This is a genomic window from Neisseria sp. MVDL19-042950 (assembly GCF_030504625.1).
Classification (GTDB): domain Bacteria; phylum Pseudomonadota; class Gammaproteobacteria; order Burkholderiales; family Neisseriaceae; genus Neisseria.
Genome location: NZ_JAUKWH010000017.1, coordinates 21,297 through 32,619 on the forward strand (window position 1 = coordinate 21,297; position 11,323 = coordinate 32,619).

11 protein-coding genes are annotated in these 11,323 nt (G+C 54.1%); 4 read left to right on the forward strand and 7 right to left on the reverse strand.

Annotated features, from left to right (window positions below):
- Nucleotides 1–119: 119 nt before the first annotated feature.
- The 3 genes from Q0X97_RS11250 to folB all read right to left on the reverse strand — a co-directional run bounded on the left by Q0X97_RS11250 (nt 120) and on the right by folB (nt 1,968).
- The gene (locus Q0X97_RS11250; RefSeq protein WP_302067177.1) at nt 120–641 is read right to left on the reverse strand and encodes a hypothetical protein; all 522 of its coding nucleotides are present in this window, start codon (nt 639–641) and stop codon (nt 120–122) included.
- A 270-nt stretch (nt 642–911) separates the two neighbouring features.
- On the reverse strand, nt 912–1,535 hold the full coding sequence (locus Q0X97_RS11255) for a flavin prenyltransferase UbiX (protein ID WP_302067176.1): 624 nt from the start codon (nt 1,533–1,535) through the stop codon (nt 912–914).
- 79 nt (nt 1,536–1,614) lie between these two features.
- Nucleotides 1,615–1,968 carry a dihydroneopterin aldolase gene (gene folB, locus Q0X97_RS11260; RefSeq protein WP_302067175.1) on the reverse strand — a complete coding sequence of 118 codons (354 nt, stop codon included), beginning with the start codon at nt 1,966–1,968 and terminating at the stop codon, nt 1,615–1,617.
- A gap of 61 nt (nt 1,969–2,029) precedes the next feature.
- Here folB and plsY point away from each other — a divergent pair, with 61 nt between their 5' ends.
- Nucleotides 2,030–2,635: a glycerol-3-phosphate 1-O-acyltransferase PlsY gene (plsY, locus tag Q0X97_RS11265; RefSeq protein WP_302067174.1), complete on the forward strand. Its 606-nt coding sequence runs from the start codon at nt 2,030–2,032 to the stop codon at nt 2,633–2,635.
- A 106-nt stretch (nt 2,636–2,741) separates the two neighbouring features.
- The gene (locus tag Q0X97_RS11270) at nt 2,742–4,235 is read left to right on the forward strand and encodes a patatin-like phospholipase family protein (RefSeq protein WP_302067173.1); all 1,494 of its coding nucleotides are present in this window, start codon (nt 2,742–2,744) and stop codon (nt 4,233–4,235) included.
- 313 nt (nt 4,236–4,548) lie between these two features.
- On the opposite strand, the gene Q0X97_RS11275 is transcribed toward Q0X97_RS11270, so the two are convergent.
- From Q0X97_RS11275 to Q0X97_RS11290, 4 genes are all read right to left on the reverse strand, one after another.
- Nucleotides 4,549–5,280 carry a phosphoadenylyl-sulfate reductase gene (locus tag Q0X97_RS11275; protein ID WP_302067172.1) on the reverse strand — a complete coding sequence of 244 codons (732 nt, stop codon included), beginning with the start codon at nt 5,278–5,280 and terminating at the stop codon, nt 4,549–4,551.
- 146 nt (nt 5,281–5,426) lie between these two features.
- Nucleotides 5,427–5,696, reverse strand: a complete 270-nt coding sequence (locus Q0X97_RS11280; RefSeq protein WP_107928356.1) for a chaperone modulator CbpM — start codon at nt 5,694–5,696, stop codon at nt 5,427–5,429.
- 3 nt (nt 5,697–5,699) lie between these two features.
- Nucleotides 5,700–6,680, reverse strand: a complete 981-nt coding sequence (locus Q0X97_RS11285; RefSeq protein WP_302067171.1) for a DnaJ C-terminal domain-containing protein — start codon at nt 6,678–6,680, stop codon at nt 5,700–5,702.
- 197 nt (nt 6,681–6,877) lie between these two features.
- Nucleotides 6,878–8,191: a sulfate adenylyltransferase subunit 1 gene (locus Q0X97_RS11290; protein WP_302067170.1), complete on the reverse strand. Its 1,314-nt coding sequence runs from the start codon at nt 8,189–8,191 to the stop codon at nt 6,878–6,880.
- 344 nt (nt 8,192–8,535) lie between these two features.
- Between Q0X97_RS11290 and Q0X97_RS11295 the strand changes: the two genes are divergently transcribed.
- Together Q0X97_RS11295 and Q0X97_RS11300 are read left to right on the forward strand one after the other, a co-directional pair.
- Entirely contained in the window at nt 8,536–10,572 is a 2,037-nt protein-coding gene (locus Q0X97_RS11295; RefSeq protein ID WP_302067169.1) for a M20/M25/M40 family metallo-hydrolase, read from the forward strand.
- Between the two features lie 149 nt (nt 10,573–10,721).
- On the forward strand, nt 10,722–11,150 hold the full coding sequence (locus Q0X97_RS11300; protein ID WP_302067168.1) for an META domain-containing protein: 429 nt from the start codon (nt 10,722–10,724) through the stop codon (nt 11,148–11,150).
- Nucleotides 11,151–11,323 lie beyond the last annotated feature (173 nt).

The window sequence follows — 11,323 nt, forward strand, 5'->3', positions numbered from 1 at the left end:
GTGGGAAACCATGCCCGTATCGGTTTTAAAACGGATTGGCCGTTGTTTGGCGAAAGGGTGCGGATTTTGGAAACGGAAAGTTTGAATAGTACACGGCGTTTCCCGAAGGCCGTCTGAAATCAACCGAAAATTTTAGGCAGGCGGGCGGCGAGGGCAAGGCTGTCGGCCACGATGTTGCCGGCGGATGCCAAATGATGCTCGGTTTCGACAATCAAAAGGTTGGCGGGGCGGCCGGCATGCAGGCTCATGCGCATTTGGGCAGGTACAAACGGCAGCTTGAGGGCGGCGGCGAAGGCTTGGGCGCGCTGGTTGGCCAAATTCAGTATCGGCAGCATGGTAATGTCGAGATGGAAGCGGCGCACGCCTAAAACGATAATGCGGGCGGCAAACCAGTCGGCTTCTTCGGTAAACACGTTCGGGCTGGTTGTATCGAAGCTGTGGCGCATGGCGGCAATCAGCGTGGCAACGGCACGGATTTGCGGCAGCATGGCTTCGCTCACCAGCGCGGTATCGCCTGTTTCGGGCAGTTGTGCCGCAAACAGGTCGGGGCGGTGGGTGTTGCTGTCTACAATGATATTGCAGCGATGCAGCGGTGCCGGTGCGGTTTGGTTTTGTGTGTTTAACATAACGGCGGCTTTCATTTTTATCTGCTCCTTTGGAACCGGCGGCAAATAAAAAGGCCGCCTGTGTGAATTCGGGCGGCTCTGTTTCGCGTTTGCTTAAGGTTTATCTGCATTTCAGACAAGCGCAAAAAAGTACCGCACTGTTGTGTGGTACCAATAAAAATAAGCAAAGGGGCGAATGTTTAATGTGTTCATGTGTAGCAGGTTAAAACATAGTATTGGGAATTGTCAACAAGCGTATGGGGAGGGAATGCTTTGATTTATTGTAGTTTGTTGTAATAAAAAGATTTATTTTTCTCCCCATTTGGTCATTAAGGTGTGCGGAATGCGTAATTGGTCGAGAATGCGGGCAACGACGAAATCGGTTAAATCGTTGATATTTTGCGGGTGATGGTAAAAACCGGGTGCGGGCGGCAGGATAACCGCTCCGAGTTGCGAAAGTTTCAGCAGGTTTTCCAGATGCAGTGATGAAAGCGGCGTTTCGCGCGGCACGAGTATCAGCGGGCGGCGTTCTTTCAGGCACACATCGGCGGCACGCTCGATAAGGTGGTCTGAAGTGCCGTGCGCCACTGCCGCCACCACGCCCATGCTGGCGGGGCAGATAATCATGGCATCAGCGGGATTGGTGCCGGAGGCGGGCGGGGCAAACCATTCGTCTTTGCCGAATACGCGCAGTTGCCCTGCGGGCGCATTGAATTTTTCGCACAAAAACGCTTGGCAGGCGGCAGGGTCGGAAGGAAGGGAAAGGTTCATTTCCTGCCGGGCCACCACTTGCGCGGCCTGCGAATACAGCAGCCAAACGGTTTTTCCGCTGTGCAGCAGGCATTCCAGCAGCCGGATACCGTAAGGCATGCCCGACGCGCCGGTGAAGGCGAGGGTAACGGTTTGAATCGGATGTGTTTGCGGGTTCATATAGGCATTCGGTTAATAAAAACAGCGGGGTGCAAACGGCTGGACGGGCAGCGGCGTGAGGCCGTCTGAACGGAGCGGATTATACGTCGGCACTACGTTCGATTTCTACGCCGACTTCGCGCACGTCGGGCAAGATGCCGGGTTTGACGATGCGCACGCGTATCCATTGTGCGCCGAAATCTTGCAATACCAGTTCGGCCACATGTTCGGCCAAGGCTTCCAGCAGCAGGAATTGCTGGTTTTTCAAGCTGCTGCGTACGGCATCGCATACGTCGGCGTAGTGGATGGTGTCGTTGATGTCGTCGGAAACGGCGGTTTTTTCGGGAATGCCGATAGCCAAATCCAGCACCAGCGTCTGCATTTGTTCGCGTTCCCAATCGTATACGCCGATCAATGTTTCGGCTTTCATGCCGTTCAAAAAGATTTTGTCCATTTTGTATTGCGCCGTTTTCACGTTAAAATTACGCTTTCATTCTAAAACAAAAGTAACGGTAATGTTTAATTTATTGGCGGTTATCATTTCTTATTTGATCGGTTCGCTTTCCTTTGCGGTGATCGTGTCGAAATGTTACGGCATGGCCGATCCGCGGTCTTACGGTTCGGGCAATCCGGGGGCGACCAACGTATTGCGCAGCGGCAAGAAAAAAGCGGCTGCGTTAACGCTGCTCGGCGATGCCTTGAAAGGGTTGGCCGCCGTATTGTTGGCCTTGTGGGTGCAGGAGCCGCTCGGTTTGGATAACAGCACCATTGCGCTGGTGGCCGTGGCCGCGTTGGTGGGGCATATGTGGCCGGTGTTTTTCGGCTTTAAAGGCGGCAAAGGCGTGGCGACGGCTTTGGGCGTGCTGCTGGCTTTATCGTGGCCGACCGCTTTGGTTTGCGCAGCGGTGTGGCTGGTGATGGCGTTCGGATTCAAAGTGTCTTCGCTGGCGGCGTTGACGGCAACCGTTCTCAGCCCGATTGCCGCTTACTTTCTGATGCCTTACGGTTCGTGGGTGTGGGCGACGGCGGTAATTGCTTTGTTGGTGCTTTACCGGCATAAAAGCAATATCCAAAATCTGCTCAGCGGCAAAGAAAGCAAAATCGGCGACAAAGCGGAATAGCAAAATAGTGGAAAAACGGAACAGGCAGCTTAGGCTGCCTGTTGGCTTTTATGGCAAAATATAACGTGTAAATCCGATTTTTTTGCCATATGACAGGAATGCCATCATGCGAATTTCTTTTTCAGACGGCCTGAAAAAATGTTGTGTGCTATCGGCGGCGTTGCTGCTGTCGGCGTGTGCGCTGGTGCGTTATCCGCCCGTGGCCACCATCAGCCGGGTCGATACCGAAAAAGGCTACCGTCTGCAACATGCTTTGGAGCGGCAGGAAGGCGACGATACGTTTATCGTGCTGATGCTTTCCGGCGGCGGCACGCGGGCGGCGGCTTTGGGTTACGGCGTTCTAGAAGAGCTGGATAAGCAGAAAGTTTATATCGGCGGCAAACCGACCAAACTGAGCGAAAGCATCGACCTGACTTACGGCGTATCCGGCGGCTCGGTGCTGGCGGCGTATTTTTCGCTGCACGGCAGCAATACGATTCCTGCATTCGAGCGGCGTTTCTTAAAGCAGAACTTCCAACGCCAGTTTGCCAAACAAGTGTTTTCGACGGCCAATCTGCCGCGGTTGACCTCGCCGGAATTCGGGCGCGGCGATTTGTTGCAGGAGCAGTTTGAAGCGGCGCTATTTCGCAATGCCACTTTCGGCGATTTAGAAAAACGCCGCAAAGGGCCTTTCGCCGTGATTACCGCCACCGATATGTCGCTCGGCAACCGTTTGGATTTCACGCAGGAATATTTCGATGCGATGTGCCTGAACCTTTCCGACCTGCCCCTTGCGCGGGCGGTGGCGGCATCCAGCGCGGTGCCGCTGGTGTTCAGCCCCATCACGCTCAACAATAACGGCGGCAACTGCGGTTATACTTTGCCGCCGCGTTTGGAAAAAGCGGTGGAAAGGGACAGCGGCAAGCTGCAACGCCATACCCGCAAAGAGTTTAAAGAAAATCTCAAACAATACGAAGACAGCAAAGCGCGCCCGTATATCCACCTGATCGACGGCGGCCTTACCGACAACCTCGGTTTGCGCAGTTTGCTCGATGTTACCGAAATTTATCCGAAAAACGTGCTTTACCGGCAGTTTATCGAAGGCAAAGTCAACAAAATCATCGTGATCAACGTTAACGCGCAAAACCAGATGAGCACGGCCATCGACAAAACCGCCGCCGTGCCGGGTTTTTACGATGTGTTGAACGCCATTATCAATATTCCCATCGACCAGTATTCGCAAGAATCGTTGCGCCGTTTCCGCGCGTTTACCGACCAATGGAACGAAGCGGCCGCCGCAGGCTCCGGCGGGCGCAAAGTCAGCATGTATTTCGTGAGCCTGAACCTGCGCGATTTGCCGGAATCGCAGTTGCGTAAGAACGTGTTGAACATTTCCACCAGTTTTTACCTGCCGCCCAACGACATCAACGATTTGAAAACCGCCGCGCGGGTGTTGATGGCGCAGTCGCCCGAATACAAGCGGCTGCTGGATGATTTGTCCGCCGAACCGGTGCAGACTCCCGCAGCGGTTCACAAGCCCGTTTGGTTTGTCGGCGACGGGCCGCAACTGCCGGTGAAAGAGCCGCAGAATTATGATGCGGCTTTGTTTGGCGGCAGTTAGATTGCTGTGCGGTTGGATGCGGATATTCGTGTGGAGGCCGTCTGAAAAACGCTTTTTCAGACGGCCTCTTTGTTATTGTTGTTGCTGCGGTTCGGGTGGCGAGGGCGCGGTGCGGACGGCCCTCGCTTCAGCCTTCTCGCACGGAATAGCAGACGGATGGTTGCCGGTTCGGGCGGGGAAAGGCGCGGCATGTGGCGTTAAGTGCGGATATTTGCATAGAGGCCGTCTGAAAAGAGTGTTTTCAGACGGCCTCTGGTAATTATTAGCGATGCGGTTCAGATAAGCATACGGGAAGAGGCGGGCGGCTTGCCGGTTATTTATGCAGGCCGCACTCTTTGCTGTCTTTGTTTTCCCACCACCAACGCCCGGCGCGGATGTTTTCGCCGAGTTTTACCGGTCGGGTGCACGGTTCGCAGCCTATGCTGGGATAGCCTTGCCGGTATAGGGCGTTGAGCGGTACGCCGTATCGGTGCGCGTATGCCCATACGTCGGTTTCTTCCCAATCGAAAATCGGGTTGAACTTGGCGATGTTGCGGGCGGCGTCGCGTTCTTCAAATTCCAAGCCGCTGCGGGTGTCGGACTGGCTGCGCCGCTGTCCGGTCAGCCATGCCGGTGCGCGGGATAGGGCACGGTTGAGCGGTTCGATTTTGCGGATGTGGCAGCATCGGCGGCGCAGCTCCACGCTTTCATACATGGCCGTGCCGCCGAATTGCCGTTCGAAGTCGGCGGCGGCTTCGGGGGCGGGGCGGTACACTTCGATTTCAAACGGGTAGCGGGCATTGGTTTCCGCAATCAATGCAACGGTTTCGGCGTTCAGTTTGCCGGTATCGAGGGTGATGATGCGCAGCGGCAGTTTCAGACGGCCTATCCGGTCGGCGACAACCATGTCTTCCACCGCCAAGCTGGAGGCGAAAACGGCATGCGGATAGCGGTCGGCGATGTGTTGCAGGCGTTGGTTTAGCGCGGTTTCCAGTGTTTTCAGACGGCCCGAACCGGCTGCGGCGGCAGGGGGAATCTGCCAGAGTTTGGGGGCGTATAACGACATGGCGGAGGTTCCTCGGGGTGGGTTTGCCGTATTTTCCGCCGTCCGCCGCGGTTGCGGAAAGAATGGTTTTTTATTTGGTTATAACCAAAATACGGAGAGGCCGTCTGAAAACTTTTTTCAGACGGCCTCGGAGGTCGGGCGAAAGGTTAATCCGCTTTGCCTTTGCGCAGCGTTTCCAGTTCGTCCAGCAGTTGCAGAATCAGTGCGGTAGCAGGCACGCTGGCTTCGAAATCGCGGCTGATGCGGCGGGCACGGCGGATGCGGGCAAGTTGGAAGCCGCTGAAGCTGGCTTGTTGCGGGCTGCCGCTCACGGAGATGATTTCTTCTTCAATCACGCTTACCACCCAATCGGCATCGTTGCCGCAGGCATCTACGATTTCGTTGAAAGTCAGTTGTACGTCTTGATCTTGGTTCATGGCTTATCCTTTCGCGCCGTAGTGTTCGGCCAGTTGCTGCCATGCGGCTTTGTCGGCTTCGCTGTCGGCGCGCGGCAGAACGATATTGATGGTCAGATACAGGTCGCCGGCTTCTTTGGCGGGAATGCCTTTACCTTTCAGGCGCAGGTTTTGACCGGTGCGGCTGTTGGCGGGAATGTTGACGTTCAGACGGCCTGCGGGGGTGTCGGCTTCGATTTTGCCGCCGACGGCTGCCGTCCACGGCATCACGTCGATGCGCCGGTAAACGTCTTTGCAGTTTTTCACATACAGGGCGTCGGATTCGCGGAAGCGCACTTTCAAATATAAATCGCCGTTGCCGCCGCCGTTCAATCCGGGCAGCCCTTGCCCGCGCAGGCGGATTTGCTGGCCTTCGCCGATGCCTTTGGGGATTTTGACGTGCAGGGTTTTGCGTTCGTAAGCCGTTCGGCCGTCGGCGGTAAGGGTGGGCATGTCGATGCTGAGGCTGCGTTCGCCGCCTTGATAGGCGGCAGCAATGTCGATGCTCAATTCGGCGTGTTGGTCTTCGCCGCGTATCGGGCCTGCGGAGCGGGATGCGCGGTTTTGCCGGGCGTGTCCGAAAGCGGAGAAAATGTCGTCGAAACGGAAATCGCCGCTGCCGAAAGGCTGGCCGTCGCCGAAACGGTTGTCGTCGAAGCTGTAATAGCGGTAGCCGCCCTGAGCGGGATCGAAGCCTTCGAAACCGTAGAAGCCCGATGCGCCGCCGTCATACTGTTGCCGTTTGAACGGGTTGGCGAGCATTTCGTCGTATTCGGCGCGTTTTTCAGGGTCTTTCAAGGTGTTGTAGGCCAGATTGATTTCGCTGGTTTTTTTGTCTGCGTCGGGGTCTTTGCTTATGTCGGGGTGGTATTTCCGCACCAGTTTGCGGTAGGCTTTTTTGATGTCGTCGGCACCGGCATCTTTCGAGAGGCCGAGCACCTCGTAATAGTTTTTTTCGGTTGCCATATTTGCTTTCCGTTGTCGGTTTGTGAGTGGGTCGGATGTTTGTCGCTACGGGAAAATATCCGGTTGCCGCTGCGGATACGGATATTTTCGAGGTAATGGCGCAAACGGATAAATCAAGAGTCAAATCAAGGCTTTCGTTGGAGAAAAGGCCGTCTGAAAAGTTTCAGACGGCCTTTTGCGCTGTTCGGAACAAACAATCAGATTTCAAACATACTGCCCGGTTCGCCGGCGGCCCGAATCATACCGGCGGCAACGGTGTGGTTGGTGGCTTCGTCGATGAGGATAAACGCGCCTGTGGCGGGGTTTTCGGCATAAGTGGTGGCACTCAGCGGCTGCTGCGTTTTCAGGCTGACGCTGCCGATGTCGTTAAGGTTGAGTTCGGTGGCGGACTGCACGCGGCTGAGGGTGTGTACGTCCCACACATAAGCGATGCCGCTCACTTTCACCGCGGTGGTTTGCGTGCCTTGTTTCAACAGGTATTTGCGGCGCAGGTTGAGCGGCGTTTCGTCGAACCAGCATAAGGCCGTCTGAAAATCGCGGCCCGGCACGATGCCGCTGTTTACCGCCACAATGCTGTCGCCGCGGGAAATGTCGATGTCGCTGTCTAAAGTAATCGTCAGCACGTCGCCTGCTTGGGCGGAATCGGTTTTGCCACCCGCATGGTAAATGCCGTTGATTTTGGCGGTTTTGCCGCCGGGCAGCACTTTGATTTCGTCGCCCGTTTTCAGACGGCCTGCTTCCAAACGGCCTTGGTAGCCGCGGAAATCGTCGCTGCTGCTGCCGTCTTGACGGGCGACGCGTTGCACGGGGAAATGGGCGGGCAGGTCGTGCGCATGGTTGCGGGAAACGGGCAGGGATTCGAGCAGCGGCAGCAGCGGCAGGCCGTCATACCATGGCGTGTTGTCGCTGCGGCGGACGATATTGTCGCCGTTCAGCGCGCTGATGGGGAGAAAATGGATTTGTGCGGCCAAGCCGATTTGTGCGGCCAGTTTTTGATACGCTTCGATGATTGCCCGATATTTTGCGGCATCGAAACCGAGCAGGTCGAGCTTGTTTACCGCCACGATAATATGCGGCGTGCCCAAAAGTTTTAACACGGCGCTGTGGCGTTTGGTTTGCGGCAGCAGCACCGGTTCGCTTCCGCCGAAGTCGACGCGGGTGGCATCCACCAGCACAATTGCGGCATCGGCGGTAGACGCGCCGGTTACCATGTTGCGGGTGTATTGCTCGTGCCCCGGGGTGTCGGCAATGATGAATTTGCGTTTAGGGGTGGCGAAATAACGGTAAGCCACGTCGATGGTGATTCCTTGTTCGCGTTCGGCGGCAAGGCCGTCGGTAAGACTTGCGAAGTCGGGCGTTTGCCCGTTTTGCGCGGCATGGTCGAGTTTGGCAAGCTGGTCGGTAAGCAGGGTTTTGCTGTCGTACAACAGGCGGCCGATTAAGGTGGACTTGCCGTCGTCAACGCTGCCGGCGGTGATGAAACGGAGAAGGGGGGCGGTGGTTGCATTCATTGGAGTATCCTTTTTTCAGACGGCCGGAGAAGGCTCGTTGATGGCGGATACTGTAAACAGGCCGTCTGAAAAAGGGAAAGAATGGTTGGTTTTAATTTAAGATGATTTTGTTATATGAATTTGTTTTGTAAGGAAGGTTATCTTTGACTAATAGCAAAAAACAGTTCTTATTTTTGTAAAGACGGCAACGGGCGGGGTATGATGCCCACTATCCGTTTAACAGGCCTTAACGTTTGCTAACCGGATGGATTTTGATTTCGGATTATGCGTTTCACATCTGATATTGAGTTGCTAAGAGATTGTTTCATATTCTAATTTTAATATTCCAAAGGAAGGAAGTTGTCATGGCTGCGAAACTGTCTGTGTTAACCGTTTCTTTAATCAGCGTATTCCCGTTGCTGGCGGCGGAACAAGCATTGGCCAATAACCAATTCGGCGATTACGGTAAAGAAACATTATCTACTTTAATCAACCAACATGCAGGCCGATACTCGGGAACCGACAAAGAATTGAAATCCGGCGATTACATGAAAGAGCGGATGACTTTCAGCGGATATAATGGCGCACCGCACAAACAGCAATTCACTTTCAAAGCAGGCCGCGGCGTGCTTACCGGCCAAAACGTAACCAGCAATAACATCGTGGTTACCAAACAAGGTTCCGGCAATACGGGCAAAACCCTTTATATCGGCGCGCACTACGATACCGCAGCCACCGATAAAAGCAACGACCGCTCCAAACTGCAAGGCTTGGACGATAACTCTTCCGGCGCGGCCGTTTTAACCGAGCTGGTACGGAATCTCAGCGGTGTCGATACCGAGCACAACCTTACCTTTATCGGCTTCGGCGCGGAAGAATACGGATTGATCGGCTCGAAACACTTCGTCAGCCAAATGACTGATCAAGAAAAGAAAAACGCCATCGGTATGATTAACCTTGACAGCCTGATTACCGGCGACAAAATGTATGCCAACTCAGGCGACAGAGCTTACGACAAAGCCAAAAAAATGCCGGTTAAAAAATATGCCGAGCTGAGGGAGCATGCCTTGCGCATCGCCAAAGAGCTGGGCATAGATTTGCAGATTAACAAAGGCGACAAAAATGTTCCCGGCACCAAAGAACCCTACAAACCTTACGGTGTAGGCTGTTGCAGCGACCAAGAATCTTTCGACAAAGCGGATATTCCCGTTTTGGCTTTTGAAGCGACCAACTGGGACATCGGCGATTTCGACGGCTATACCCAAACCGAAAATCCGAAAGTGGAAGGCGGCCAAACGTGGCACGACCAGAAAAAAGACAGCTACGAATACCTCACCAATGCGTTCGGCAAAGAGAGAATCGACCAACGCATGCGTGATTTTTCCAAAATCATTTCCCGTTTGATTGTCGAGCAAACCAATGCCGACATCATCCAATCGATGAAAACGGCAGCAGCGGATCAAAACAGAATCAGCAACCATCTGAAAGGCTCCATCAAACAAGATACCGATGCCATCAAATACCATGCGGACAACCTTGCCCTCAGCCCTGCAGCCGCCGAGCGCGGTGCGAATTTCTGGGTAGACGGCAATTACCGCTATAACGATACGCACGAAAACGAAGGCAACAACAACGTACAGCTCGGCCTTTACGGAGAATTCGCCATACAACCCAAATGGGCGGTCGGTGCAGGGTTGAGCCTGAAACACAGCCGCAATAACGACTTCATCGACAAAGACAATGCCTACGGTGTGAACGCATATTCCATCTACGGCGGCCACGATTCTCCGTTGTGGAACGTATCCGTTATCGGCTTGCACAAACACAAATTGGATTTGGAGCGTGAAGTAAAAGTGGGCGGAGGCAACACCCCCATCATCGTTCACAACAACGAAGCGGGCAAAACCAACGCCACCGTGTTCAGCTTGAGCAACGAATTGGGCTACAACTTTATCCACCAGCCCAAAACCAAGCACGGCGCTTATTTCGGCCTGAACTACAACCGCGCGGTGATTAATGCTTACGACAGCGGCAAAAACACTTCGAGAACGGCCCTTCACATTGATAAAACCAAAGACGACCAACTGGATTCGGAACTTGGCTATCAAATCAAGCACCAATTTACCGTTGCCAACAGACCCGTCGAATTGAAATCGCGCTTGGCTTATGTGCACGAATTCAATAACAAAGGCATCGAAAGCGTTACCGCCAAATCATTTGCCGACGGCAAAGTAAGAGAAGGCCGCTATAAAGCCGATAACGACAAAGACTACGGTAAATTCCGCATCGGCGTGAACAGTGCCCTAACCGAAAAACTGCATGCCTATCTGCACGCGGATACCACGTTTGCCAAGAAAGACAACGACCGTTCCGTACAAGTGGGCGTGCAATATAAATTCTGATTGAAAGCAATAAATACCGGTCATATTCTCACCGGCAGACGGCTGTTTCGTCTGCCGGTTTTTGATTGCGCCCTCCGGCAACACTTTAAATTTCAAAACAGCAGGTTTAAACTTCACAACCCGCAAATTTCAAAAACAAAGGAAAAATTATGAATTGGAAAACCCTGTTTGCCGCCGCCTGCCTGACCGTGCTTGGCGGTTGCGCCGCTTCTTCCGAACCGGCCCCCGATCTGAAAAGAGTATGGATGCTCGACGAATGGCCCGGCTTCAGCCGCGAACAACTCCATCAGACCAAAGCCGAAATGAATTTCACCGCCTTGCCGCACGTATCCGCCTACATGGGCTGCAACCGCATGATGTTTGAAGCCGATGTAGCAGGCGCTTCCCCGACGGAAGGAAAATTGGCAATCGGTGTCGTTGCCTCCACCCGGAAGCTCTGTGCCGACGGCATGGCTTTGGAACAAGACTTCGGCAACCGTATCGGCAGCTTTACCCGCTATCGGATAGAAGGCCACCGCCTGATTTTGGAAAACGAGCAAGGCCAAACCGCTCGGTTTGTGGCTCAGGATTGGGATTGAGTATTTGGGATTCGGGTTAACGGTTATTTCGAAATGTAAGAGGCCGTCTGAAAAAAGTTTTCAGACGGCCTCAGTGTTATAGACAGGCAAGTTGGTAGGGCGGGCATCCCTGCCCGCCGTGCACTTGTATGAGCTTATTACCACTTGCCATCTTGAGTTTTTGCTCTGCCGAG

Coding starts and splice junctions, on each gene's coding strand:
- Q0X97_RS11255 (WP_302067176.1), bottom strand. CDS start 1,535: ATGAACCCGCAAACACATCCGATTCAAACCGTTACCCTCGCCTTCACC.
- Q0X97_RS11270 (WP_302067173.1), top strand. CDS start 2,742: ATGCGAATTTCTTTTTCAGACGGCCTGAAAAAATGTTGTGTGCTATCG.
- Q0X97_RS11280 (WP_107928356.1), bottom strand. CDS start 5,696: ATGAACCAAGATCAAGACGTACAACTGACTTTCAACGAAATCGTAGAT.
- plsY (WP_302067174.1), top strand. CDS start 2,030: ATGTTTAATTTATTGGCGGTTATCATTTCTTATTTGATCGGTTCGCTT.
- Q0X97_RS11275 (WP_302067172.1), bottom strand. CDS start 5,280: ATGTCGTTATACGCCCCCAAACTCTGGCAGATTCCCCCTGCCGCCGCA.
- Q0X97_RS11300 (WP_302067168.1), top strand. CDS start 10,722: ATGAATTGGAAAACCCTGTTTGCCGCCGCCTGCCTGACCGTGCTTGGC.
- Q0X97_RS11250 (WP_302067177.1), bottom strand. CDS start 641: ATGAAAGCCGCCGTTATGTTAAACACACAAAACCAAACCGCACCGGCA.
- folB (WP_302067175.1), bottom strand. CDS start 1,968: ATGGACAAAATCTTTTTGAACGGCATGAAAGCCGAAACATTGATCGGC.
- Q0X97_RS11295 (WP_302067169.1), top strand. CDS start 8,536: ATGGCTGCGAAACTGTCTGTGTTAACCGTTTCTTTAATCAGCGTATTC.
- Q0X97_RS11285 (WP_302067171.1), bottom strand. CDS start 6,680: ATGGCAACCGAAAAAAACTATTACGAGGTGCTCGGCCTCTCGAAAGAT.
- Q0X97_RS11290 (WP_302067170.1), bottom strand. CDS start 8,191: ATGAATGCAACCACCGCCCCCCTTCTCCGTTTCATCACCGCCGGCAGC.